This is a genomic window from Methylobacterium sp. E-046, assembly GCF_022829625.1.
GTDB lineage: Bacteria > Pseudomonadota > Alphaproteobacteria > Rhizobiales > Beijerinckiaceae > Methylobacterium > Methylobacterium longum.
The window spans coordinates 99,912-123,887 of the sequence record NZ_JAKSYP010000161.1 but is presented as its reverse complement, the minus strand read 5'-3'; the positions used below and the strand labels follow the sequence as shown (position 1 = coordinate 123,887).

The window sequence follows — 23,976 nt, the reverse complement described above, 5'->3', positions numbered from 1 at the left end:
ATCGCCGCACCCGTCACAACAGTTTCCAAAAGATCAGGATCATGATCGCGCAGGCTGCGGCCAGCAGCGCAGCCCCCTGAAGATCGACGCGGGCCCGCCGCTCCGGCTTGGGGGACAGCCACCAGCTCAGCCGCTGGGCGGTCCACGGCACAAGCTGGGCGGTGACGAGCACGCTGAACACGTTGCCGATGAACAGGGCCACCGGGAAATCCAGCTTCAGGGTCCGGGACAGGATCGGCGTGCCGATCAGGAGCCCCCACAGGAAAACGGTCGGATAGAGCGTCAGCACGACGATCATGTTCATCTTCCACGCCGCGGGCGCTGCGCCCCCCGCCGGCGTGACGTCGCGGAACCACTGCTCGAAGCCGCTCTGCACCGTCCGGGTGTGGAACTCCGCGGTGAGCGGTGCCGCTTCCCTGACCAAGGCCTGCCGCGCGGGCGAGTCCATCCAGGCCTGAAGGTTCGCCTCGCTGTCGAAGCGCAGGATCGCCACGAAGTCCTCCTGCACCCCCGGCACGGCCGGCTCGAAGCGGTAGCCCTGCAGACCGGGCGCCTTCGACTGAGCCGCCGCGATCTTCTGCTCCCACTGGCGGTAGGCGGCCTCCATGCCGGGCTTCACGCGGGTGCTGATCACGGCACTCACCGGCGCGGTGCGGGCCGCGCTGGCGTCGTCCTTGACGATGTGAACGTCGTCGCGGCCGACGAGCATCGGGGTGGCGCCCTCGATGCGGGCCTGCCGCTCAGGGGAGCCGAGCCAGGCCTTGGCGTGGTCCTGGCTGCTGAACCGCTGGAGGATAACCCAGTCGACCTGCAGCGGCGGGTGCGGGGGCATCAGGCGCTGCTCGATGAAGCCCGGGAAGGACGCGATCACCGCGCTGGTCCCGCCCTGCCATTGCGCGAAGGCCTCCGCGCAGTCCGGCCGCACCGAGGTCTGCGTCACGATGCTGACGCTGGGGACGACCGCGCTCATGCCGCAGACAGCGTTGTGAACAGGCGGTCGGGCGTGAACGGCAGGTGCGTGAAGCGCACCCCCGTGGCGTCGGCCAGGGCGTTGGCGATCGCCGGCGCCACGGGGTTGATCCCGCACTCGCCCTGCGACTTCGCCCCGAGCGGCCCGATGCTGTCGACCGTGTCGGCGAAGTAGATCTCGGTGTGCGGGGTGTCGGCGAAGGTCGGGATCCGGCAGTTGCGCAATTGCGGATTGACCATCCGGCCCTCCCGATCGTGCACCATGGTCTCGACCAGCGCCCAGCCGTAGCCCATGGCCACGGCGCCATCGAGCTGGCCGCGGCACTGCATCGGGTTGATCGGCTTCCCGATGTCGGCGGCGTGGACGCTGTGCAGGACCCGGATCTCGCCGGTCACGCGATGCACCGCGAGGCGGACGCCCTGCACGTTGAAGGCGATCGTGCGCGGGGAGAGATAGGCCCGGCGGGTCACCATGAAGCGGTGATCGACCTTCGCGCCCTCTGCGTGGAGGTCGGACAGCGCGATCCGCCGGTTGCCGCAGATGACGCCGTCCTCGTCCAGCCGGCACTGATCCCGCGGCACCCCGGTGTGCCGGCCGGCGAAGTCGAGCACGTCCTCGACCATGGCCTGCGCGGCGAGGTGCACCGCCTTGCCGCCCACCACCGTGCCGGTGCTGGCGAAGGTGCCGGTGTCGTAGGGCGTCCGGTCCGTGTCGGCGTTGATGATGGCGACGGCCTCGACCCGGGTTCCGAGGATCGCGGCGGCGATCTGCTTGTGCGCCGTGGTGATGCCGTTGCCCATCTCGGTGGATCCGCAGGCGAGATGATAGGTCCCATCCGGCAGCAGGCGCATCTCGGCGCCCGAGCGATGCTCCGTCGGCGGCCCGCATTCCAGCATGGCCAGGGCGATGCCCCGTCCTTCGGCCCAGTCCGCCCCCTCGGGCTTGGCCACGCCGTTGCCCGTCGCGAGGGCGCGCTCGACGATGTCGAGGCACTCGCCGATGCCGTGGCTGCCGAAGCTGGCGTCGCTCGGCTCCTTCCAGATCGACTCGACGTTGTCGCCCGGCTGCACCACGTTCTTCCGCCGCATCGTGAACGGGTCGATGCCGAGCTGGCCGGCGAGCGCGTCGAGCGCGCCCTCGATGGCGAAGGTCGTCTGCGAGGCGCCGTAGCCGCGGAAGCCCCCCGCGGGCACCATGTTGGTGTAGACGGCGTGGCCGATGCCCTTCTTGTTCGGACACCGGTAGGCGGCGATCGGGCTGCCCATCGCGGCCGCCAGGGTCTCGCCGCCGTGGCCGCCATAGGCCCCGGTGTTGGAGAAGACCTCGACGTCGAGCGCCGTCAGCGTGCCGTCCCGGCGGGCGCCGATCTTCACCCGGGTCGTCATCGGGTGCCGGGTCGTGGCGCCGATGAATTCCTCTTCCCGGGTCCATTCCCACTTCACCGGGCGGCCGAGCTTCATGGTGGCGAACAGGACGAGGTCCTCCGAGACCATCTCCTGCTTGCCGCCGAAGCCGCCGCCGACCCGCTCGGTGAACACGTGGATGTCCCGGGGCGACAGGCCCATCACGTAGGCGAGCTTCGTCCGCACCACGAACGGCGCCTGCGAACTCGTCCGGACGTGCCAGCGGCCGTCCTCGCCTTTCCACGCGATCGATCCGTGCGTCTCCAGGTGCGCGTGCTGGAGGCGGGTGGTGGAGTAGGTCTCCTCGTGCACTACGTCGGCCTGCGCGAAGCCCTGCGCCACGTCGCCGATCTCGCCCTGAAGCGTGCAGTAGATGTTGCTGTTGGACTCGACGTGGTCCTTGTCGTGGAGGAGCGGCGCACCGGGCGCGATCGCGGCAACCGGGTCGAACACCGCCGGCAGGACCGCGTAGGTCACCTGCAGCGCCCGGCATCCCGCCTCGGCAGCGGCCTCCGTCTCGGCCACCACGGCCGCGACCCGCTGGCCGGCGAAGCGCGCGACGTCGTCGAGGAGCAGGATGTCGTCGGGATCGACGAGATGATCCTCGTGCAGGGCCGAGGTGAACCGGCGCTTCGGCACGTCTTCCCAGGTGTAGACCGCCACCACCCCCGGCACCGCCAGCGCCGCCGCCTTGTCGACCGTCACGATGCGGGCGTGGGCGTGGGGCGAGCGCAGGACCTTGAGGTGCAGCAAGTCCGCGACGGCCACGTCCATCGTGTAGCGGGCAGTCCCCGTGAGGATCGCATCGGTGAAGGGGTTGGGCAGGCTGGCGCCGAGCGCCCTGCCGGGCAGGTCCGCCTCGATGTTGCAGCGGCCGTGAAGGGCGTCGTCGATCGAGCGGTAACCGGTGCAGCGGCAGAGGTTACCCTTGAGCGCGTGCGGCAGGTCGGCCTTCTGCGCGTCGGTCAGGGTCACCGCCGTCATGATCATGCCGGCCGTGCAGAAGCCGCACTGGAAGGCCTGCGCGTCCCGAAACGCCTGCTGCGTGGGGTGCAGGTCGTTGCCGCAGCCGGACAGGCCCTCGATCGTCGTGACCTCGCGCCCCTCGGCCCGGAAGGCGGGGACCAGGCAGGAATGGAACGGCTTGCCGTCGATATGGACGGTGCAGGCGCCGCAATCGCCCGCGTCGCAGCCCTTCTTGACGCCGAACACGGCGAGGTCGCGCAGGAAGGTCCGCAGGCACTGGCCCGGCGCAGGCTCGGCGGCGTAGCCGCGGCCATTGATCGAGAACTGGGTCACGCGAGCTCCGTACGGATCTGTTCGGCGAGGTATCGCGTGACGTGGCGCTTGTAGGGGGCCGATCCGTGCACGTCGTCGAAGTAGGCGTCCGCCGGCAGCCGCGCGTCGAGGGCGTCGCGCAGATCGTCGGCCGACGGACAGGCGGGGAAGCGCAGCTGCACGGGCCGGGGCGTCGCCGCCGATACCGTCAGCAGGAAGTCCGAGCCGTCCGCGCGCACGGTGGCGATGATCAGGGCGGCCGACCGCCCGAGCTTGGTCAGCGACACCTGCCGCATCGCCGTGCGCTTCGTCAGGGCGGAGGCGGGTAGCTGGATGCTTCGCAGCAGCTCCCCGGGCCGGAGAACGTTGGCACGGTTGCCGGTCACGAAGTCGACGACGGGGACCGCGCGGGGTGCGCCGTCGCGCGGCCACAGCGTGCAGGCACCCTCGAGCGCCGCCGTCAGAGAGATCATCGCGCCCGCGGGCAGCGACATGCAGACGTTCCCGCCGATGGTGGCGGCGTTCCAGATCTTGAAGGACATCAGGAAGGAATCGATGCACTGCCGGAACAGCGGCACAGCGTGCCATGCCGGTGGCCCCTCGAAGGCCCGCAGGTCCGCGATGCGGCACGTCGCGGCGATCTCGAGGCCGGCCTCCGTCACCGTCAGCGGCGCCCAGCCCAGGCGATCGAGGTCGATCAGCGTGTCCAGCGCCGCCTGCGGCTCGGAGAACAGCCACGTCCCCCCGGCCAGCCAGGAGCAGCCGTCGTGCCAGCCCTGTATTTCATCCAGCGACGTGGGTCGCTTGACTTCGACGATCGTCGACAGATTCATCGCTGACCTTCAAGACGTGCCATGATCGTAGTCCCCACCATGCCCGTTCGCGATCGCCCCTCGGGTGGGCGTCGGTGACGACGAAGCCCGCGCGGAACTCGGCTGCGCGGCCCCTGCGATCGAGGATCGCGCGATCCCCAAACTTCCTTAACGTTTCGTCACGCTTGATCGCGTATTCGAAGACAGTATCGACTGCGATATCGTCGATATCCGCAAACTCTTCCAAGTCGATGGTGAGTAAACGTGGGCGGGTTCGCCACGTCAAGATCCTCGGCGCACTGGCCGTTTGAAGATTTGTATACTCGGATTTGGATGCCCCACAGATCATTATTACTTCGAGGCGTCGGCAGAAGAACGCGCTCATGAGCGATTTTAAAATGATCCCAGAATGTCGGATCCTCGCGTCTGCCGGTGCCCGAGACGGCCGTGAGACGCAGGGACAACAAAAAGTCCGCGCCACCGCGGATGCGGCACCGGTCCGCGACCGGACCGCGACGGTCAGGATGACGCGCCGCGCTTCACGCCGGGCCCGGATCGCGTCGCGGCCTGCGCCCTGCACGAAGCGGCCCCAAGGCGACGTTCTCCCGCGGCTCCGATCAGCCCCACAGCGATCGCGCCGATCCTGGTCGAGGCGGACGCCGTTCCGTCGGTCCGACGAGCCCCTGTGCGCGGAGCTCGGGGATGACGGACTGCATCAGCCAAAGTCAGTGCCGGGTCTCTGTCGAACCGCCGCAGCCTCGCCTGCTTGGCCGAGGGACGGCGCCGATCGCACTCATCCGGTGATCAGATGCGGCACGAACCGCGCCCGGTCGGTGGTGATGCGACGCGCCTCCTCGCGCACGCAGAGGCCTGCGGGTTCCGCGCCGACGACCCAGCTCCCGACCAGGGCATGGCGACCCGCGAAGGCCGGCAGTTCCGCGAGCGCCTGGCGCACATGGCCCTCGGCGCCATACGGGCCCTCGTCGCGTTCGAGGACCGCGCCGTCGCGGACGAGGAGCACGTTCGCGCCCTCTCGCGCATAGAGCGGCTTCTTCGCGAAGGAGGTGCCGAGAGCGGCCTTGGCGGGATCGTCCTCGAAATAGGTCGGCAGCAGGTTCGGGTGGCCGGGTGCCATGGCCCAGAGATGCGCCAGCATTCCCTTGTTGGATAGGATCGCCTTCCAGGGAGGCTCGAGGAAGCGCGTCGGCGAGGCACCGATGGCGGGCCCGAAGGCGTCGGCGAACATCCACTCCCAGGGGTAGAGCTTGAACACGGCGTCGAGGGACCGGCCGTCGGCGCCGAGGAAGCGGCCGTCGCCGCCCAGGCCGATCGCCTCCACAGGCACGAAGGGCGCGCGCAGCCCGGCCTGGACGGCGCAGTCCTGAAGGTAGGCCACCGTGCCGCGATCCTCCGGCGCGTCGGGGAAGCACGCGAAGGCGAGCGTGCCGGGCAGGCCCATCTCTGCGAGGCGTGCGATCAGCCGCTCGTGCAGCGCGTTGAACTGGTCGGCGCCCGGCGGCAGGGAGCCGCGCGCGAGGCCGTCCTCGAGCCAGAGCCACTGGAACACCGCGCTCTCATAGAGGGCCGTCGGCGTGTCGGCGTTGTATTCGAGGAGTTTGGCCGGCCCGGTTCCGGCCCCGCCGTAGCAGAGATCCATTCGCCCGTAGAGGGTGGGATCGCGCCTCCGGAAGCTGTCGGCGATCGCGTCCCAGGCGTGCTCGGGGATGGCCAGCGAGGTCAGGATGGCGCCGTCGCGCACGGCGCGCTCGGCGAAGGCAAGGCAGAGCGCGTGGAGTTCGCGGGTCGGCGCCTCGATATCGTCCTCGATCTCCGCGAGGCTGAAGGCGTAATAGGCACCCTCGTCCCAGTACGGGCCGTCCGGGAAGGTATGGAAGGCGAAGCCCGCTTCGGCCGCACGCGCCCGCCAGTCGGGCCGTTCCGGGATGGTCACGCGGCGCATCAGCCGCCCCCGGACCCGCCCGTATGACCGCCGGAGGCGGAGACGGCCCGTCCCGTTCCGCCGAAGCCGCCGCGGGCGATCGTGCGCGGCGCGCCCGTCGTGGTGCGGGCCACCGCGGAGGAGACGCGGGCGACGGACCCGCCGCCCGTCGTGAACACGCGGCCGCCAGAACCGGTGCAATAGCCGCCAGAGGTGCCGGCGGAGGCTTGGCGCTGCTCCTCCGGAGCGTGCCGGTAGAGCGGCTGGACCGGAAGGCCCTGTGCCGCGGTGCGACCGATCATGTAGCCCGCCATCAGCGGCACGAAGCTGAGCGTGTCGCCGGGGGTCGCCCCCGTCCTGGCGGTGCATCCGCCCGGGCCGTGATGGTGCTCGCACTCCGCCTGATCCGGGTATCGCGGCGCGCTGGCGGCGTAATTGTCGAGCGCGGCGCGGTATTCCGCGACGCAGGCGTCAGCCGGGCGCACGCCGTCCGCGATACAGGCGCCGTCGGTGGCGTAGACCAGGGCGTCCTCCTCGCGCTGCGAGGGATCGCGGCGCGCGAAGGAGAACGCGGCCGCGCCGGCGCCGGCGAGCAGCACGAGGGAGATGGTCGCCGAGCGCTTGGAACGCCGGGCCGTCCCGGCTTCGTCCGATGGGAGGATCGGCGGCATCGCGGCGCGTCTCAGTAGGTCATCGCGGCGGCGTTCACGATCCCGACCGCGAAGGAGACCGCACCGAGCAGCACGGCCGGGGCCATGCGCCCGTCGGCGATGCGCCGCGACAGGTCCGGTATCGCGAGGCGCACCAGCCAGTAGACGAGGATCTGGACGATGAGGGCGATCAGCCCCCAGACCACGCAGTCGAGGAGGGACTGCGCGTTGAAGATCGCCGCTGCGAGCGGCAATGCGAAGCCGGCGAGGCTGAGTCCCAGCGCCACCGCGGCGGCCGTCACGTCCTGCCGGATGAGCGCGAGCTCATTATGCGCGGTCGCGAAGGTGTAGGTGGCGAGATAGAGGCCGATCAGGCTGAGCGCCGTCGCGAGATAGAGCAGAAAGTCGGACAGCCCCGAAATTGAATTCACCGCCTCGGGTCCCGCGCGGGGCCGCCTGCGCATCCTGGCGCCTCGATCAGCTCAGCCATGAGTTCCAATTGATTCGCGCTTCCATGAACCTGAACGGGTGCAGAGACCGGAGCAGAATTGTATCGGTAGCATGTGGCCGCATTATTCCACAAGCTTGCCGGCAAAGCGATTGAGGATCGTCATCGCTGTAGCGAGCGCGCGGGCATCGAACATTCTTATCAGAACCGATCCAAGGGCTTCCTGATCTTGCCCCTTGCTCACGGTGCCGCCTGCCGTCGGGTGGGGATCGTGCAGATTGCCGCGCCCGACGATACCTGACGCGCGTTGATCCGCCGATCGCATGAGCCTCATCGTCGACCGGATCCTCGCGCCCGATCCCCGCTCACGGAGCCGACCTGACGCGCGGGACCCTCAGCGTCGGACATGATCCCAGACTTTGGAGATAACGACCGAGCCTTCACCCACGGACGAGGCCACTCGCTTGACCGATCCGGCGCGTACGTCCCCAACTGCGAAGATTCCCGGGTGCGACGTTGCATAGGGAGAATCGGCGCCGATCCTCTCGCCGGTCAGCACGAAGCCGTTGTGATCGAGATCCACGAGACCCGAGAGCCACCCGGTATTGGGAGCGGCTCCCACCATGACGAACACGGCGCGGGTCGGGATCGTTCGGGCCGTCCCGTCGACGGCGTTGCGGATCGTCACGGCGTCGAGACTTTCGCCTCCGTGGAGCGCGCTCAGTTCGGCGCCATATTCGATCGTGATCGCCGGGTCCGCCTCCAGGCGACTCGAGAGATAGCGCGACATCGAGGTCGCGAGCGACGGCCCGCGCACGAGGAGACGAACGCACCGGGCCGAGCGACTCAGATACATCGCCGCCTGCCCGGCGGAATTGCCGCCACCGATGATGATCGCCTCCGTATTCCTGCAGTAGCGAGCCTCGATCTCGGTCGCCGCGTAGTAGATGCCCGCGCCCTCGAACGCCTCGAGCCGCTCGATCGGCAGGCGCCGGTACTGGACACCGGTCGCCACGACGACGGCCTGACCGCGAACGCGCTGGTCGTTGTCGAACGTCGCGCAGAACGCGCCGTCGTCGAGCCGCTCCAGCTTGGTCACCCGCCGCGGCATCGCGAACCGCGTCCCGAACTTCATGGCCTGGACCTCCCCGCGCCAGACGAGATCGGCCCCGGAGATCCCCGTCGGGAAACCCATGTAGTTCTCGATGCGGCTCGACGTTCCGGCCTGGCCACCGATCGCGATATCCTCGACCACGAGGGCGCGAAGCCCCTCCGCGCCCGCGTAGACCCCCGCTGCCACGCCGGCCGGTCCCCCGCCGACGATGAGCACGTCGAAGGCCTCGTCGTCGACGAGCGCGTAGTTGAGGCCGAGCAGGTCGGCGACCTTGTCGGGGGTCGGGTCCGCCACGAGGATGTTGCGCCCGAAGATCACCGCCGGCCGGTCGGACGCGATCCCGCAGCTCGTCGCCACGGCCCCGGCTTCCGGGCTGCCGAGCGGGTAGGATCTGTAGGGAAAGCGGTTGCGGCTCGCGAACTCCGCAATCCGTCGAACGGCCCGATCGTCGTCCTCGCCGAGGAGCACCAAAGTGCCGTCGCGGGAGTCGAGTTGCCGCCGCCGCCGGGCGGCCAGGACCGTGATGACGATGTCCGACATCTCGGGGATCTCGGACATCAGACGAAGCATCTCCGTCCGCGGCACCTCGATCACGGTCGTTTCGACGACCGCCCGCATGGGCATCGACCAAGTGCCGCCGTTAAGGAACGAGATTTCCCCCATGAACTGCGTCGGCCCGAGCGTGGACGGCAGGTGGCGCTCACCGGTGAACGGGTTCACCACCTCGATCTCGCCGTCCCGGACATAGACGAAGCGATCGGCCGGCTCGCCGGCATGAACGAGAAACGTCCCGGCCGGGAAGTGCCGCTCGGTGCCCACCGCCTGAAGCGCAGCGATATGCGATGCCGCGAGGGGGACGCGCTGCATCTCGCGCAAATCACGACCGATCGTTTCCATGTCTTGTCCGCCTCGCGTCACGGCCGATGCGGCGCAGCATCGACGGCCGATCGCCGTGGGACAAGGGCTACGCCGGGCCGGACGGCTTCAGGATCGATCTTCGCGGATGTCGGACGCAGGGCGCCGGGCGGGGCCTCACACGGCCTGCGGCGCGCCCAGCACGTTGACCCAGAGCACGACGGTCCGCCCCCGCGCGGCGGGATTGCCGAAGCGATGGGGCCGGCGGCTGGCGAAGCGAAAGCTGTCACCCGCCTTGAGATCCAGCGTGCGCGTCTCGACCACCAGGGTCAGGCGCCCTTCGAGCACCAAGCCGGCCTCCTCGCCGTCGTGCGCGAACGGCTCCGCGCCGGTGCTCGCTCCCGGCTTGAGCACCATGTGGAACAGGCTGAGGCCCTGTGCCCCGCCCGGCGGCGTCAGCAACTGCTTGGTGATGCCGGCGCGCCAGAGCTGGAGTTCGGGCCGATCCTTCTCGAACACGACGATCGGGTCGGCGTCCGGCTGTGCGGCGGCAGGCTCGAATAGGCCGCCGATCCCGGTCTGGAGCGTGTCGGCCAGCAGCGCGAGGACCCGCAGCGACGGCGATGACAGGCCACGCTCGACCTGACTGATGAAACCGATCGAGAGCCCCGTGCTCGCCGCGACCGTCTCCAGGGACAGGCGGCGCTCCTGGCGCAGGGCGCGCAGACGCCGCCCCACCGCCCGGTCGACCGGATCGGCGGGCATCGTCGTTTCGACCTTCGGCGTGCTCACCGCGGCTTCATCCTGCTGGTTCGACACCGATTTCATGCACGTGAAAGGAGCTTGCGTCGAGACACCAAGCATGCGGTAATCTTCATCAGCATGAAAACAGGCCGGTGACCGAGCCGCCATGCCTGAGGAGCCGCGCGATGAGAAGCCTGTTTCCGAGCCTGTGCCTGGTGATGGCGCTGCTGGCCGGCGGACCGGCCCGGGCGGAGCCGACGCTCCGCGTCGGCGCCACGCCGACCGGCCTGCCCTTCACCTTCCTCGACACCAAGACCAACTCCATCCAGGGCGTGATGGTCGATCTCGTGAGTGCCGTGGGCAAGGAGGCGGGCTTCGCGGTGGCCGTCGAGCCCCTGCAATTCTCGACGCTGATCCCGGCGCTCACCGCCTCGAAGATCGACCTGATCTCGGCCGCGATGTTCATCACCCCCGCGCGCAAGGAGGTCGTGGCGTTCTCCGCGCCGGTCTACGCGTACGGCGAGGGCCTGATCGTCCCGAAGGCCGACACCAAGGACTACGCCGCCTTCGCGGACCTGAAGGGTGAGACCGTCGGCGCCCAGGTCGGCACCGCTTTCGTCGAGCCGCTGAAGAAGTCCGGCCTGTTCGCCGAGGTGAAGATCTACGACACGATCCCCGACATCATCCGCGATGTGAACTCCGGACGCCTGAAGGCAGGCTTCGCCGATGCGCCGATCCTCGCCTACTACGTCAAGCAAGGGCTATTCCCGGGGGTCCGCCTGGTCGACACCCTGAAGCCGAGCGTCGTCGCCTCCGTGGGCATCAGCGTGCGCAAAGGCGATACGGAGCTCTTGGCCAAGATCGATGCCGCACTCGCCAAGCTCAAGGCGGATGGGACCCTCCAGAGCATCCTGACCAAGTGGGGCCTACCGCCCTCGGCCGACCGGTCGTGAGCGGCGTGCGGGAGTTCCTCGCCGACGCGCAGGAATACCTGCCGATCCTGCTCCAGGGCGTCCAGCTCACGATCCTGATCACGCTGGCCTCCCTCGCCGTCTCGACCCTGCTCGGGCTGTTCTGGGCGGTGCTGCGGGTCTCCGGCATCGGCCTGCTCTCCGGCCTCAGCGCTGTGATGATCAACGTCCTGCGCGGCATCCCGATCATTGTGCAGCTGTTCTACATCTACTTCGTGCTGCCGGATTTCGGACTGTCGTTCACGGCCGTCCAGGCGGCGATCATCGGGCTCGGGATCGCCTATTCCGCCTACCAGGCCGAGAACTTCCGGGCCGGCATCGAGGCGGTGGATCGCGGACAGATCGAGGCGGCGCATTCCATCGGCATGGGCTGGTGGATGACCATGCGCCGCGTGATCCTGCCCCAGGCCGTGCGCATCGCCCTGCCGCCCTACGGCAACATCATGATCATGATGCTGAAGGATTCCTCGCAGGCCTCGACCATCACGGTCGCCGAGCTGGCGCTTCAGGGCAAGCTCATCGCCTCCTCGACCTTCAAGAACACCAGCGTCTACACGATGGTCGCGTTGATGTACCTCGCGCTCAGCCTGCCGCTGATCCTGCTGGTGCGGCATCTCGAGGGGAAGGCGCGCCAGCGATGATCGTGCTGACCGACGTGCGCAAGCATTACGGATCGCTGGAGGTGATCAAAGGCGTATCCGCCGAGGTGGCCAAGGGCGAGGTCGTCTGCATCATCGGACCCTCGGGATCCGGCAAGTCGACGCTGCTGCGCTGCATCAACGGGTTGGAGGCCTATGACGGCGGCGAGATCCGCGTCGGCGGCCAGCGCGTCGAGCGGGACAAGCGGAGCATCAAGGCGATCCGGACCCGGGTCTCGATGGTGTTCCAGCGCTTCAACCTGTTCGCCAACCGCACGGCGCTCGAAAACGTCGTCGAGGGGCCGATCCACGTGAAGGGCGAATCCCGCGCGCAGGCCGAAGAGCAGGCGCGCGCCCTGCTGGCGCGGGTGGGCCTGTCGGGCCGGGAACACGCTCGACCGGATCAGCTCTCCGGCGGCCAGCAGCAGCGCGTCGCCATCGCCCGGGCGCTCGCCATGCGGCCCGACGCGATCCTGTTCGACGAGCCGACCTCCGCGCTCGATCCCGAACTCGTCGGCGACGTGCTGCGGGTGATGCGCGGGCTGGCCGACGAGGGCATGACGATGATCGTGGTGACCCACGAGATCGGCTTCGCCCGCGAGGTCGCCGACCGGGTGCTGTTTCTCGACGGTGGCGTGCTCGTCGAACAGGGCCCGGCCACCGAGATCCTCAACCGTCCCCAGCACCCGCGGACCCAGGATTTCCTGCAGCGGGTGCTGCATCCGCTCTAGCGCCGCTCCCGATCGCGCCGCCGTCGGGAACGGCCCCACCCCCCTATCGTGACGCGCTCCCATCCGCGAAACCGGCCTCCGGTTCCGCGGACGCGCACCGGAGGAACCGCCTTGGCCGAACCGTTCCCCCTGGCACCGGCCCTCTGGGCCACGACCGCAGCGCCCGCGCCGGAAACGCCGCCCTTGACCGAATCGGGGCGGGCCGACGTTGTGATCGTCGGCGGCGGCTTCTGCGGGCTCTCGACCGCCCTACACTTGGCCGAGCGCGGGATCCGCCCGGTGGTGCTGGAGGCCCGGGACGTCGGTTTCGGGGGTTCGGGCCGCAACGGCGGGCAGGTCATCCCGGGCCTGAAATACGATCCCGCCGACCTCGTCGCCAAGCTCGGGAGCGAGCGTGGCGAACGTCTCGCGCGGTTCGCGGGCGGCACGGCCGACACGGTCTTCGACCTGATCGCCCGGCACGGGATGGACGTGCCGCACCGGCGCGCGGGCTGGATCCAGGGGGCGCACACCGAGGCCGGATTGGCGGAGGTCGCGCGCCGGACCGAACAATGGATCGCGCTCGGCGCGCCGGCCCAGGTCCTCGACAAGGCCGAGACCGACCGGCTGCTCGGGACCGAGCGGTACCTCGGCGGCTGGCTCGACCATCGCGGCGGCGCGATCCAGCCGCTGAGCTACGCCCGCGGCCTCGCCCGCGCGGCGCTGAAAGCCGGCGCCGCGATCCACGGGGGCAGCCCCGTCACCGGCCTCGCCCGGACGGGATCAGGCTGGACCGTCACGACGGCCCAGGGCGCGCGGCTCTCGACCGAGCGCGTCGTCCTGTGCACCAACGGCTATACCGGCGCCCTGTGGCCGGGCCTCGCCCAGACGGTGATCGCAGCGAACTCGTTCCAAATCGCCACGGCGCCGCTCTCCGACAACCTGCGCCGCTCGATCCTGCCGGAGGGACAGGTCAGCTCGGACACCCGCAAGCTGCTGCTGTACTTCCGCCTCGACCATACCGGGCGCCTCCTGATGGGCGGCCGGGGCCCGTTCCGGGAGCCCCGCGGACCCGCGGACTGGGCCCATCTCGAACGCATCGTCGGCAAGCTCTTCCCACAGCTCGACGGGACTGCGTTCGACCATCGCTGGTGTGGACGGGTCGCGATCACCCGGGACTTCCTCCCGCACCTCCACGAACCGGCCCCGGGGCTCCTGATCGATATCGGTTGCCAGGGGCGCGGCGTCGGACTCCAATCGTCGATGGGACGGGCGATCGCCGATTATCTCGCGACCGGCAACGCCGACGCCTTGCCGCTGCCGCTCACACCGGTTGCACCGCTGCCGATGCACGCGCTCCATCGCCTCTACGTCTCGGCGATCATCGCGTGGTACCGCCTCAGCGATGGCGGGATCCGATAGGCAGCCCGGATGAGCGAGCCCGGGCCGCCCCCGCCCAAGCGCACGGCCACGCGAGTGCCGGAGGCGGGCGCTCCGGTTCGACGGCTCCGCTCCGCAGGACGCGTGCGGCGGACCTCGCGCGTCACACCGGACCGGTGCGTCGATCAGGCTGTCCGAATCGCGAGGACCTTGTCGATCCGGCGTCCGTCCATGTCGACGACCTCGAAGTGCCACCCGCCGGCCTCGAAGGCGTCCCCCGCGGTCGGTATCCGTCCTAGCTGGAAGATCACGTAGCCGGCCAGCGTATTGAAGTCGTCCGAGGCCGAGTTCTCAGACAGGTCGAGTCGTTCGAAAGCCTCGCGGGCCGACATCATGCCGTCGATCAGCAATGAGCCGTCAGGGCGCTCGACCACGTCGGGCTCCTCTCCCACTTCCGGTATGTCGCCCGCGATGGCCTCCAGCAGGTCGGTCTGGGTGACGATGCCCTCCAGGCTGCCGTACTCGTCGACGACCACTGCCATCCGCATCGGCTGGCTCTGGAAGGTCTCCAGCACGGCCAGGATGGTCATGCTCTCGTGCACGACGATGGGCGGCTGGGTGGCGACGGCGATATCGATGTCCCTGCCGTCGAGCACTTGGTCGAGCAGATCCTGCTTGCGCACCACGCCGACCAGTTCGTCCACGTCGCCGCGGCTCACCACGACCTGGGCGTGATCACACGCGCGCACGGCCTTGAGTATCTCCTCACGCGGGTCGTCGGCGTCGACCCATTCGACTTCGTGGCGCGGGGTCATGATGTCTCGGACCTTGCGCTCGCCGATGGCGAAGATGCGCTCCACGGCTTCCTGCTGGACCTCACGGATCAGGCCCGCCTCCTGGCTCGCCTGGATGAGCAGGTTGAGTTCGGCCGTGGAGTGAAGCGAGCCCTCGCCGTGCCCGGCCTTCAGATCGAGCAGTCGCAGCACACCGTTGCCGAGCCCGTTCAGAACCAGGATCGCCGGCCGGAATACGAGCAGGAACAGGCTCAGCGGCCGGACCACCGCGAGGGCGGTCCGCTCGCTCCGCTGCAGGGCCAGGCTCTTCGGGGCGAGTTCGCCTAGCACGATGTGCAGGGACGTGATGATCGAGAAGGCGATCGCGACTGCGACCGTGTGGGACGCGACGGCCCCGAGGCCTAACGGCAGCCAGTCCAGGCCCGGTTCGATCAGGTGCGCGAGGGCCGGCTCGCCGATCCAGCCGAGTGCCAGGGAGGACAGGGTGATGCCGAACTGGGTCGCGGCGAGATAGGCGTCGAGCCGGTCCGTCGCCCGTTGGAGCGCCGTCGCGTTCGCCCGCTGCTCCGATACCAACTCGGCGACGCGGCTGCGACGCACCGAGACCAGGGCAAATTCCGCCGCCACGAAGAACCCATTGGCGAACACCAGGAGCAGAACCGCAAACAGTCCCAGCGCCGTCGACCACGCATCGTCGGAAATGGATATGCCCCCTCTCGAACAGACGATCCGGTCTATCAGCTAAGAGCGAGGGACAAAACCGTTTCGCCGGTCCGCGGCAGGGCGGACACGAGCGAGGGCGAAGGCACAGCTAAGAGGGTTCGGTGACGCGGTCCCCCGGGTGTCGCCGCCCGTCGCCGATCTGTCCGTCCTCGTTCTGGATCGGAAGCCTGCATCAGGGCGGACCGCTCCCGCGGGTCGGACGACCCCGTCGGTCGCACGATCTTAATCCCGCGTTCATCGCTGTTCGATTGGCTGCAATGACTATGAGACATCGGCGCCGCGGCGGCGGCACGGGCTCGCGATGATCGTCAGCAGAGAGGCTTCCACCGAGGCGACGGATCTGCGCGAAACTCATCCCGCCGAGCCGCCATCGGGAAGCTCAGGATCGTGTGCGAGGTAGTATGAAGCCCTGGCTCACCGTTGTCATACCGGTTCATGATGGCGAGCGCTGGCTTGGCGAGACCTTCGACTCACTCGTTGCCCAATCAAGCTCCGGCATCGAATACCTCGTTGTCGACAGCTCCCCGGGCGACGGCACGGCACGACTCAGTTCAAGCTATAGCGACCGTCTCGACCTCCATATCCTCCGCCGACCGGACCTGGGACATTGGCGCGCCAAGACGAACTTTGGCTTCGCGCAGGCGCGGGCCGAACATGTCGCAATGTTGCATCAGGACGATATCTGGCTTCCCGGCCGCGCCGCGCATCTGAAGGCATGGCTGGCCGACACCCCCCAAGCCGCGATGCACCTGCACCCGTCGCAAGTCATCGACGCGAGCGGACGCGCGATCGGAATCTGGCGTTCCCCCCTGCCGTCCGGCAACGCGCCGTTGGAACCCGGCCTGCTGCTGCGCAAACTCATGGTCCAGAACTTCATCGCGGTGCCGGCACCTGTGATCCGCCGCGATGCCTTCATGGCAGTCGGGGGCATCCGCGACGACCTCTGGTACACCGGAGACTGGGATCTCTACCTCAAGATCGCCCGGCACGGCGACACCGTCTACCATGCCGATGTCCTGACGGGATTTCGGGTCCATGGGCAATCCATGACGGTCAGCGGCAGCCGCGACGCCGCTGATTTCGAGGCGCAGATGCGCATCGTCCTGGCGGCTCACGCGGACTTTCTGCCGGCTGCGGCGCGCGCCGGCATTCTGCGCAAGGCCGAGGCCTCGATCCGGGTCAATACCGGCCTGGCTGCGGCAAGCCGAGGCAGTGCGAGTGCGCTACTGCGCACCTTTCTCGCCATCCTCTCGCTCGGCCCTCACCTGCCAAGCTTCCTGCACGACACGCGCCTCATCGACAGGGTGCTTCCGCGCTTGCGTGCCGGTCTGATCGGCTGAGGCGCGAGACGAAACGGACCTGCTTGCGCTATTTCAAATTCACAACGAGGCAGTAATTGGCCTTGTCGGGTTCCGAGTGAGAAATATCTACAGCATCTGTTTGAAATATATGCTTGATGTCGGCGATCATGTCATCCGGCCTTATCAGGGTGACGTGCCGGTCTCCGGTGATGTACCTGTCACACATCAGGCTGAGAAAGCCTCTGAGCGTGCCCGGGCAAACATCCTTTACGATGATCGTCCTGCAACCGGTATCTCGACAGATTTCCCGCAGATCCGACCAGAACATCGATCGCGCGTCGGCGGGCACATGATGGAGAACGTCCGCTATCGTGATGGCGTTGAATGACCGCCCAGTCCCGGCTACGCTTTTAGCTGTCGTCGCAGGATGGAGCATCACGCGATCCAGGAATTTCGGATCGATGAAACTACCGATGTTGGGCGCGATATCCGTCATCGTGACGTGAAGGTCTGGACGCTGCTCGAGCATCGCGCTCACGATCATCCCGTCCCCGCCGCCGATATCGAGGCATCGGCTCCCCGCCGGTATCTGATCCCCGATAAATGCTGCAATTTTGTGAATATCTACAAATATTGATCTATACAACTTCCCCACGGGCTGAAAGTTTTTTCCGAGTATTCGTCTCACGATCTGCCCTATCGTCACGATTTACTTCCTCAGCAGGATTAACTTGGAACTCACGGGCCGTCCGCGATGCGGTTATCGGTGTCCGGTGCCGGTGTGATTGAGAGTGGAGGCCACTCGCATGAGCCGAGACCATGGACCCAGTCCGATTAACGCGACGCCCTTCGGGCGCGTCAGCCTGCCAGAGGCGGCGAACCGGAATGTGGCGACGGGAAAACGCCCTCGTGGGAGCGCCGGGGCTGCATGTCCGCGCGTTCAGATCCGCAGACAGGGCACATGCCAGCGGCTCCCCTCCTCGGAAAGCCGCCCATTGAAGGGCATCCTCGTCCATGCCCGAACCCGACCGTTTCAAGCCGGTCCGTTCGCGCCCGGCCGGCGCGCCGACACGCCATCCGCACGCGCCCTTCCGAGAGCGGAATCCGGCCGGCGCAGATTCGAATGGGAACGGTCGGCGGCGGCGGGGGGTTCGAAGCTGTTGCTATATCACCAGCGAGGATCGTGAGAATGGACGTATGGCAACTCATCGAGCGCGACCACGAGAATATCGGGAGCCTGATCCGAGATATTCCCTATGCGCTGAATGCCCGCCGTTCGGTCGGCAGCCGCGAGCGGATGCTGGCCGATCTCATCGACGAGCTTGAGCTGCACGCGCGCGCCATCGAGGCGAGCCTGTACGGTCCCCTGAGCCGGGACAGCCAGACGCGCGCGCTGACCGAGGACCTCCGAAACGGCCACGCGGAGGTGACGCGGCAACTCCAACAGCTCGCCCGCTACCGGCGAAGAGATTCGGCCGGCTGGCTCAACACGTTCGAGGACGTCACCTTCCTCGTGGACCAGCATCTGCACCGCCATGTCCACGAGCTGATCCCGGCAGCCCGGAAGCTGCTCTCGGCCGAGGAGACCGGGGCCGCCACGCGGGCTTTCGTGCGCGCCAAGACGAGTGCTCTCCAGGCCCGGCGCCGGGGTGCCAGGGCCGGGGCCATGTCGAGCGAGGTCGCCATGATCGCCACGCTCGCCGGCGTGGCGGCCGGACTCGGCTACTTGGTGTGGAACAGGGGCGGCTTCGGTGGGTCGCGGTCGGGTCGAGCGGTCGACCACGGGGAGCGGGTGTCCCGGCAGGCAGTCCGCCCCATGCCGCGTTGATCGCGCCTGCATCGCGGTGACAGCGCGTAGCCCGGGCGCCGGTCCCGGCGCGCGGACTGGCCGGGCGGCCGCGGACGACCCGCCACACATTCCCGCAGGTCAGCGACCTGATGGTGACAGCAGATGGCGACCCGCGCCACGGGTCCGAGGTGATGCTGAACGGGCTCGAGGTGGCCACCGCCGTCACGGACCCGCTACGCCGCCGGCTCGCGGGCCGCCCACCTGTGCGGTCGCGGCCGGTACGGGGCCCGGCCGCGGCGACGTCATCGCGGTGGCTGGCGCGTCCCTCCTCGACCGCGTGCAGCGTTCCTGCTGCCGAGGTCCGCCGGTATCGGCCTCCCTGGCCGTAGCGGCGGTCAGCGTGCCTGCCGCCACTTCAGATAGGCTTGGTAGATTTCCTCCTTCCCAGCCGGCCGGCTGGACTGCGACTGGAAGAAGCGCTCGAGCTCCGTCCGGCCCGCAACCTCCTGTTCGCGATGATTATCGAGCCAGTCCTGGGCGGGCTGGAAGCGCGTCCAGCCGCTCACCGATGCCGCCAGATTGACCTCGCGCCACTTGGGATGCCGTTGTGGTGCCAGGAACCGGTCGAACTGCCCGAAGAACGCGTCGATGAAGCGGACGAGCTTGTCGTAGCGCGCGGAGCCCCTGGGGCTGTTGTAGACGCCGAGGATCGTGCCAACCGCGACGGTCTCCACCGCGTCCCCGGACACGAGCTTCGGATAATCGGCATGGCTGAGGCTGGCGGGAACGTAGGCCTCGTTGATCGTGTCCGGATAGGGCGTCTTCACGAGGTGAAAACGGTCTCCCGGGTCGAAGCCCGCGATGAAGGCCACCGGCTTGGCAGCCACCGAAACGACGGCCTCGATCTCCCCCTTGCGCAGCATCTCCAAGGCGGTGGGCTGGTCGACGTTGACCGCCTCCACGCTAACGCCGAGTTCGCGAAACATCGCGCGGCCGCTATAGTCGGTGCCGCTGCCCTTCACGTCGAAGCTGACCCGCTTGCCGGCGAGATCGGCGACCGTGGTGATCGCGTTCGGCGCGATGACGTGCAGCTCGTCGTCGAACAGCTTGGCGATGTACTGGATATGCCGGTCGACGTTCTTCAGGCGCTTGTCCTGGCGAAGCTGCTCCAGCGTGTCGGTGCGGACGAAGCCCAAGTCGACGCCCTTCAGGAAGCGGATGTCGTAGGCATTCTCGCCCGCGCCTTTGCCGAGGATCGGCAGGATCCGCAGCTTGTTGCCGTCATCCAGCACGAAGGCGAGATCGGCACCGACGCGGAAGTAGGTTCCTCCGGGCGTGCCCGTCACCACGGTGACGGTGTTGGCGTTCATCCGCTCGCCGAGTGCCGCCTCCGTCAGAGGCTCCCCCTCCGGCGCCGTCGCCTCCCGAGCCCTCGCGCCCGGGGACATCGCGAGGACGGCGAGGCCGAGAAAGACGGCGAACCCAGTGAGCCTCGGCATGTGCGCGTTCCTCAACGATCATCCAGCTGTCATCCGGGGGCGGTCTCAGCGGCTCGTGGCGGCGATCAGCCGTTCATCCGCCCGGTCCTGCCCGGCCGCCTTGGCGTAGAGATTCCTGGCGAGGTCCGGATCTGCTCGCAGGCCGCGCACGTTCCAGCTTTTCAGCATCGCCGGATCCCAGGTCTGCGCCAGAAGGAAGGTGGCGTTCGGGGCGTTGCGCGCCTGCGCGCGCTCCAGCAGGCGGCGGGCGCCGCTGATATCGCCGAGCCGGATCAGGCCCCGCGCGCGTTCGACGAGGGGATCGATCTGCGGCTTCGGCTGCGGAGACCCCGCGGGTCTTGGGAGGACAGCAGCCTGAGCCTTGGTCGCGAGCGTCTCATCCGCGACTGCCGAGACGGCACGAGAAGTGATCACTGCGGCGTTTCCGAGAGGTGCGACATTCACCTCCGGCACGATGACATCGGAGCTTGGGGCGTGCCGATCCGCGACGCTGAGGGCGGGTTGAATGGACGGGACTGCCTCGCGGGCCGGGACGGCAGACGGTTCGCGGCTGCCGGGTTCGCCACCGGAAGCCGCAGGATGGTCTGCAGGGCCTCGCATGAACCGGACGTTCAGGCGACGCGACGTGACCTCGTACCGGCCTCCGGTCTCCGGCATCCAGAACGCCGCGACCGCCAGCGGGAAGCTGCTGTTGCGCTCGTCACTCTGTGAAATCTCAAGCTTCGAGAGATCCCAGGTGCCGATGTCGACATCCGCGTTGTCGCTCGACGGCGAAAACGTGTGAGTCGCGTCGCTCACTGACGCGCCCGGAGGTAGACCAAGCAACGTAAGCGCTTCGATATCGACCTCTGGTGCGCGGACGAGCTTGATCTCCAGGGGGACGGCGGCACCCAGCCGTCCAACAACGTCGTGCGTGATGATCGACAGATCGGGCGCTTTGCGCGGCGCCGAATCCGAGTCCGGCCCGGTGTCGCGTGTGGCACGATCGGTGGGATGGCCATCGCCGAAGCGCTGCGCTGACGCCTGAAAGGGAACCGCAGACGTCAGCACCAGCGCGAGCGCGATCTGCGCGTATCGGGCCCTATTGCAGGAAGGCGTTGCCATCGGATGCACTCCGGGCCTGCGCTTATCAATAATATCTCTTGGGCAAATACAGTACTGGCCTACCAGCGTCAATTGATACGGATTAATATCGGACAGATCTGTGCGGAGGCAGGTGACGATATCGATCACATTGCAGGTGGCACTCTGCCGGATTTCAAGTTGCGGCTGGGGCGAGTTCGGCCGGTGCCAGGCCCGCGACGATGCGGTGTGCGCAGCCCACCACGCGCCTCATCGCCGAGGCGAGTGGGGGCGGCGATCGTGCGTCGGCAAGGCGTCACGGCCTCCGACGGCCCGTCGAGGGAAGCGTCCCCCTTCACGTCGACTCATCGTCCGAGACGGTGCCTCAGAACGGGCAAGGGCACGCCGTGCCGGGGGACCGGGAACCGGCGCGCCGGTCTCGGCGGCGCTTCGCGGAGTCCCGGAACGTCGGTGCCGTTACTCTTCGAGCGGGGCCGCAGGATCGTCCGGCTCCGGTTGGGCGTCATTCTTCGGCCGCTGCAGCACCTTCGCGGGCCGAGGCACGTGGGCCCGAACTTCCGTCTGGAAACTGGGCCGAGCCGGGGGCAGCGGCGGATTGGCGATCGGGTTGGTATTCTTCGGCTGCGCACGCGGGAGATGAGCCGTTCCGTTCACAGCGGACGTCGTGTCGGGGATCGGCGCGGCCGGCGTCGGGGCCGGGGATGCCGCCGGTCCCGCGGCTTCGGAGGTGGGGGCCGGATTTGGTGGCTCGACAGACGCGGTCGGGCTGGTTCGTCCTGAGGCGACGGGGGCTGCGGGCTTGGCACCCGGCGCCGGCACGGCCACCGCCTCCCCGGCGCCCCGCGATGGCCCAGGCGAGCCCTGCTGGCCGCAATTGCTGACGACGGCCTTGTAGGCTTTGCCCTCGATCGTCGCGGAGACGATGCAGGGCGCCGGATGGTAGATCAGCTCGTACTGGAAGCCTCCCCTCTCGTCGGATTCCGTGCGGAACTGACCGTCGAGGATCACGGGCGTGCGCGGCCGCTCGGTCGTCCCGAGGACGTAGAGCCGACCTGTTGCAATCGTTGCAATCGCGATGTCGGATCCCGCGGAAGCGGGCTCGCCGAGCATCAGCGCGGCTGCTCCTGCTGCCGAAAAGATCGAGATAATGCGGGGCAAATGAGCTGATCCTACCCGTCCGATTCAGTACGGTGATACAGACAAGCGAGGCTCGCCGACAGTTCCCTCCCCCGCCTGGCGGTTCTTCGCGCGACGATCCGGTACGCCCTGCTGCGCCCATGCGGGCCTCGGCTCGGTCCCAGAGGACCACGTCGGGCTCCCGGTCGCTCCGCGGTGGCTCACCAGTCATCTCGGCGAGCGGCGCCTCCCGCTCCCCGAGGGCGGGCGGGCTGATCGCCGTCGAGACGGCCGGGTACCTCCAACGATGGAGACCGGTTCGTAGCCCGGCTGCCATCCTGGATTTTGACATCGAACGGGACGCCGACCCGCTCTTGCGGGCGCATCTCGATGCGGTCGCCATATGGGATCGATGGGCGGGTCCGCTCGGCTGCAGCGCCCTATGCGGCCAGGTACACGCTCCCGTCGCAACGTCGGCCCTCCCAAGAGCCGGATTCAGCACGAATGGCCCGACGCACCTGACGACACGACGGGAAGTGCCATGCCTTACTCAACCTCATCATCGACGCGGGACAGGAATGAGGCCGGAATTTCTATCCCGAGTCGCTTCGCTTTCTGAAGATTCACCGACAAATAAAATCGCGTATTGAGCTGGACCGGAAGCTTGCCCACCTGCGCGCCGTCGATGATTTTCTTCACGTATCCGGCGGCTTTCCTATAGGCATCCACTTCCTCCGGGCCGTAAGCGATGAGCGCTTCGTTCAGCGCCGTAGCTTTGTTGTAGGCGACCACCGGCACACGGTATTGCTCCGACACCGTGCTGATGCGTTGGCGGTGCACGAAATTGAAACTGTCGTTCATCAACACCAAGCCGCATTTCCGGTCGGATAAATCACGGATCGTGCCTTCGATTTCCTGCTCGGTGGAAACATTCGACAAAATCGGCTCAATGCTCACTGACTTTGCAGCGTCCTCAAAGGGGCCCACGTAGTACTTGTAGTATGGCGCAGTCCGAGTGTTGTACATCATCGAAATGCACGGCAAGTCCGGCAAAAGTTCCTTGAGGTACTGAACCCATTTACCCGCGATGCTGCCCTCGGAATTTATGAATCCGGTCACGTTCTTCCCGGGAGCGGCCAAATTCTCCACGAAGCCGCTTCCAATCGGATCCGCGACAGTCGCGAACACGATCGGTATGGTCTTGGTTTCATTGAGCAGGGCGCTGACCACCGGTGTGGTGGCAGCAAAAATCGCGTCCGGACTGCTCGCGGCGACCTTTTTGGCATAGATCTTAGCGGTTTCAGTATTACCGCCGGACCAATAATACTCATACTTTATCGCCACATCGTTGCTTGCAGCTCGATCGAGAGCGTTCGCAAAACTCTTCACGAGATCCTGCGCTACCGCGTCATTCTCAGAGAAATTCGTAACGACCGCAACCTTCTTCTCTTTGTTGCGCGGCTCGGCGAGCGCTGGACCGCAACAGATCGTGATCGATAAGATCGGCATCGCGATTATCTTGATCATTGCTATGCGCGCTCGCTCGAGTCAGAATCCGTACGTGTGAATTGCGATGTCTCGTACTTAAGCTGACTACACTGATGCCCCGGAACTGCACATCGTTCCAAGCGAGAATCTGACAGGCCGCCTGCATCGCGCATATGGACTTCCGCGGCGTTCGACGGAGGAGCAGGATCGAATTCCCGGACTCGTCGGCATCCCTCCGTGATAGGCCTTGCGCGTCGATGTCGACAGGGCC

General features: G+C 67.6%; 22 protein-coding genes. 6 read left to right on the top strand and 16 right to left on the bottom strand.

Features of this window, described 5'->3' with window-relative positions; translation table 11 throughout:
* Nucleotides 1-13: 13 nt before the first annotated feature.
* From MKK82_RS15195 to MKK82_RS15150, 10 genes are all read right to left on the bottom strand, one after another.
* On the bottom strand, nucleotides 14-970 hold the full coding sequence (locus MKK82_RS15195) for an antibiotic biosynthesis monooxygenase (RefSeq protein ID WP_238291493.1): 957 nt from the start codon (nucleotides 968-970) through the stop codon (nucleotides 14-16).
* Nucleotides 967-3,672 (bottom strand): molybdopterin-dependent oxidoreductase, encoded by a 2,706-nt coding sequence (locus MKK82_RS15190; RefSeq protein ID WP_243986194.1) that lies wholly within the window; start codon nucleotides 3,670-3,672, stop codon nucleotides 967-969. The genes MKK82_RS15195 and MKK82_RS15190 overlap by 4 nt, the downstream gene beginning before the upstream one ends.
* On the bottom strand, nucleotides 3,669-4,484 hold the full coding sequence (locus MKK82_RS15185) for an FAD binding domain-containing protein (RefSeq protein ID WP_238291491.1): 816 nt from the start codon (nucleotides 4,482-4,484) through the stop codon (nucleotides 3,669-3,671). Before MKK82_RS15185 ends, MKK82_RS15190 begins: the two co-directional genes overlap by 4 nt.
* The gene (locus tag MKK82_RS15180; RefSeq protein ID WP_243986187.1) at nucleotides 4,435-4,848 is read right to left on the bottom strand and encodes a hypothetical protein; all 414 of its coding nucleotides are present in this window, start codon (nucleotides 4,846-4,848) and stop codon (nucleotides 4,435-4,437) included. Before MKK82_RS15180 ends, MKK82_RS15185 begins: the two co-directional genes overlap by 50 nt.
* A 408-nt stretch (nucleotides 4,849-5,256) precedes the next feature.
* Nucleotides 5,257-6,423: a glutathionylspermidine synthase family protein gene (locus tag MKK82_RS15175; RefSeq protein WP_238291489.1), complete on the bottom strand. Its 1,167-nt coding sequence runs from the start codon at nucleotides 6,421-6,423 to the stop codon at nucleotides 5,257-5,259.
* Nucleotides 6,423-7,073, bottom strand: coding sequence for a DUF1190 domain-containing protein (locus MKK82_RS15170; protein ID WP_238291488.1), 651 nt, complete (start codon nucleotides 7,071-7,073; stop codon nucleotides 6,423-6,425). Before MKK82_RS15170 ends, MKK82_RS15175 begins: the two co-directional genes overlap by 1 nt.
* 11 nt (nucleotides 7,074-7,084) lie before the next feature.
* Entirely contained in the window at nucleotides 7,085-7,483 is a 399-nt protein-coding gene (locus MKK82_RS15165) for a DUF350 domain-containing protein (RefSeq protein ID WP_238291519.1), read from the bottom strand.
* A gap of 141 nt (nucleotides 7,484-7,624) precedes the next feature.
* Nucleotides 7,625-7,834, bottom strand: coding sequence for a hypothetical protein (locus MKK82_RS15160; protein ID WP_243986185.1), 210 nt, complete (start codon nucleotides 7,832-7,834; stop codon nucleotides 7,625-7,627).
* A gap of 60 nt (nucleotides 7,835-7,894) precedes the next feature.
* Complete coding sequence (locus MKK82_RS15155) at nucleotides 7,895-9,511, bottom strand: FAD-dependent oxidoreductase (RefSeq protein WP_238291486.1); 1,617 nt, start codon at nucleotides 9,509-9,511, stop codon at nucleotides 7,895-7,897.
* A gap of 135 nt (nucleotides 9,512-9,646) precedes the next feature.
* The gene (locus MKK82_RS15150) at nucleotides 9,647-10,234 is read right to left on the bottom strand and encodes a cupin domain-containing protein (RefSeq protein WP_238291518.1); all 588 of its coding nucleotides are present in this window, start codon (nucleotides 10,232-10,234) and stop codon (nucleotides 9,647-9,649) included.
* Nucleotides 10,235-10,398: 164 nt separating this feature from the next.
* Between MKK82_RS15150 and MKK82_RS15145 the strand changes: the two genes are divergently transcribed.
* The 4 genes from MKK82_RS15145 to MKK82_RS15130 all read left to right on the top strand — a co-directional run bounded on the left by MKK82_RS15145 (nucleotide 10,399) and on the right by MKK82_RS15130 (nucleotide 13,954).
* On the top strand, nucleotides 10,399-11,166 hold the full coding sequence (locus MKK82_RS15145; protein WP_238291485.1) for an ABC transporter substrate-binding protein: 768 nt from the start codon (nucleotides 10,399-10,401) through the stop codon (nucleotides 11,164-11,166).
* A gap of 5 nt (nucleotides 11,167-11,171) precedes the next feature.
* Nucleotides 11,172-11,825 (top strand): amino acid ABC transporter permease, encoded by a 654-nt coding sequence (locus tag MKK82_RS15140; protein ID WP_238291517.1) that lies wholly within the window; start codon nucleotides 11,172-11,174, stop codon nucleotides 11,823-11,825.
* Nucleotides 11,822-12,553 (top strand): amino acid ABC transporter ATP-binding protein, encoded by a 732-nt coding sequence (locus MKK82_RS15135; protein WP_238291483.1) that lies wholly within the window; start codon nucleotides 11,822-11,824, stop codon nucleotides 12,551-12,553. The genes MKK82_RS15140 and MKK82_RS15135 overlap by 4 nt, the downstream gene beginning before the upstream one ends.
* A gap of 111 nt (nucleotides 12,554-12,664) precedes the next feature.
* Nucleotides 12,665-13,954, top strand: a complete 1,290-nt coding sequence (locus MKK82_RS15130; RefSeq protein WP_243986183.1) for an NAD(P)/FAD-dependent oxidoreductase — start codon at nucleotides 12,665-12,667, stop codon at nucleotides 13,952-13,954.
* Between the two features lie 143 nt (nucleotides 13,955-14,097).
* On the opposite strand, the gene MKK82_RS15125 is transcribed toward MKK82_RS15130, so the two are convergent.
* Nucleotides 14,098-15,414 (bottom strand): hemolysin family protein, encoded by a 1,317-nt coding sequence (locus tag MKK82_RS15125; RefSeq protein ID WP_373323381.1) that lies wholly within the window; start codon nucleotides 15,412-15,414, stop codon nucleotides 14,098-14,100.
* Between the two features lie 416 nt (nucleotides 15,415-15,830).
* On the opposite strand from MKK82_RS15125, the gene MKK82_RS15120 reads away from it, so the two are divergent.
* Entirely contained in the window at nucleotides 15,831-16,769 is a 939-nt protein-coding gene (locus tag MKK82_RS15120) for a glycosyltransferase (RefSeq protein ID WP_238291478.1), read from the top strand.
* 28 nt (nucleotides 16,770-16,797) lie between these two features.
* Here MKK82_RS15120 and MKK82_RS15115 read toward each other — a convergent pair whose 3' ends face one another.
* Nucleotides 16,798-17,385, bottom strand: coding sequence for a class I SAM-dependent methyltransferase (locus tag MKK82_RS15115; protein WP_313902099.1), 588 nt, complete (start codon nucleotides 17,383-17,385; stop codon nucleotides 16,798-16,800).
* Nucleotides 17,386-17,919: 534 nt separating this feature from the next.
* Between MKK82_RS15115 and MKK82_RS15110 the strand changes: the two genes are divergently transcribed.
* Nucleotides 17,920-18,558, top strand: a complete 639-nt coding sequence (locus MKK82_RS15110) for a hemerythrin domain-containing protein (RefSeq protein ID WP_243986181.1) — start codon at nucleotides 17,920-17,922, stop codon at nucleotides 18,556-18,558.
* A gap of 356 nt (nucleotides 18,559-18,914) precedes the next feature.
* Here the strand turns inward: MKK82_RS15110 and MKK82_RS15105 are convergent, their stop codons facing one another.
* The 4 genes from MKK82_RS15105 to MKK82_RS15090 form a co-directional block, all read right to left on the bottom strand.
* Nucleotides 18,915-20,018 carry a TAXI family TRAP transporter solute-binding subunit gene (locus MKK82_RS15105; RefSeq protein ID WP_238294303.1) on the bottom strand — a complete coding sequence of 368 codons (1,104 nt, stop codon included), beginning with the start codon at nucleotides 20,016-20,018 and terminating at the stop codon, nucleotides 18,915-18,917.
* A gap of 45 nt (nucleotides 20,019-20,063) precedes the next feature.
* Entirely contained in the window at nucleotides 20,064-21,251 is a 1,188-nt protein-coding gene (locus MKK82_RS15100; RefSeq protein WP_238289936.1) for a hypothetical protein, read from the bottom strand.
* Between the two features lie 306 nt (nucleotides 21,252-21,557).
* Nucleotides 21,558-22,211, bottom strand: coding sequence for a hypothetical protein (locus MKK82_RS15095; protein ID WP_238289935.1), 654 nt, complete (start codon nucleotides 22,209-22,211; stop codon nucleotides 21,558-21,560).
* A 552-nt stretch (nucleotides 22,212-22,763) separates the two neighbouring features.
* The gene (locus tag MKK82_RS15090; protein ID WP_238289934.1) at nucleotides 22,764-23,744 is read right to left on the bottom strand and encodes an ABC transporter substrate-binding protein; all 981 of its coding nucleotides are present in this window, start codon (nucleotides 23,742-23,744) and stop codon (nucleotides 22,764-22,766) included.
* Between the last annotated feature and the right edge of the window lie 232 nt (nucleotides 23,745-23,976).

Bases quoted from the DNA above. Each gene is read 5' to 3' on its own strand.
- MKK82_RS15195 (WP_238291493.1), bottom strand. From the start codon at position 970: ATGAGCGCGGTCGTCCCCAGCGTCAGCATCGTGACGCAGACCTCGGTG.
- MKK82_RS15185 (WP_238291491.1), bottom strand. From the start codon at position 4,484: ATGAATCTGTCGACGATCGTCGAAGTCAAGCGACCCACGTCGCTGGAT.
- MKK82_RS15180 (WP_243986187.1), bottom strand. From the start codon at position 4,848: ATGAGCGCGTTCTTCTGCCGACGCCTCGAAGTAATAATGATCTGTGGG.
- MKK82_RS15175 (WP_238291489.1), bottom strand. From the start codon at position 6,423: ATGCGCCGCGTGACCATCCCGGAACGGCCCGACTGGCGGGCGCGTGCG.
- MKK82_RS15170 (WP_238291488.1), bottom strand. From the start codon at position 7,073: ATGCCGCCGATCCTCCCATCGGACGAAGCCGGGACGGCCCGGCGTTCC.
- MKK82_RS15160 (WP_243986185.1), bottom strand. From the start codon at position 7,834: ATGAGGCTCATGCGATCGGCGGATCAACGCGCGTCAGGTATCGTCGGG.
- MKK82_RS15155 (WP_238291486.1), bottom strand. From the start codon at position 9,511: ATGGAAACGATCGGTCGTGATTTGCGCGAGATGCAGCGCGTCCCCCTC.
- MKK82_RS15150 (WP_238291518.1), bottom strand. From the start codon at position 10,234: ATGCCCGCCGATCCGGTCGACCGGGCGGTGGGGCGGCGTCTGCGCGCC.
- MKK82_RS15145 (WP_238291485.1), top strand. From the start codon at position 10,399: ATGAGAAGCCTGTTTCCGAGCCTGTGCCTGGTGATGGCGCTGCTGGCC.
- MKK82_RS15135 (WP_238291483.1), top strand. From the start codon at position 11,822: ATGATCGTGCTGACCGACGTGCGCAAGCATTACGGATCGCTGGAGGTG.
- MKK82_RS15120 (WP_238291478.1), top strand. From the start codon at position 15,831: ATGAAGCCCTGGCTCACCGTTGTCATACCGGTTCATGATGGCGAGCGC.
- MKK82_RS15110 (WP_243986181.1), top strand. From the start codon at position 17,920: ATGGACGTATGGCAACTCATCGAGCGCGACCACGAGAATATCGGGAGC.
- MKK82_RS15105 (WP_238294303.1), bottom strand. From the start codon at position 20,018: ATGCCGAGGCTCACTGGGTTCGCCGTCTTTCTCGGCCTCGCCGTCCTC.
- MKK82_RS15095 (WP_238289935.1), bottom strand. From the start codon at position 22,211: ATGCTCGGCGAGCCCGCTTCCGCGGGATCCGACATCGCGATTGCAACG.
- MKK82_RS15090 (WP_238289934.1), bottom strand. From the start codon at position 23,744: ATGATCAAGATAATCGCGATGCCGATCTTATCGATCACGATCTGTTGC.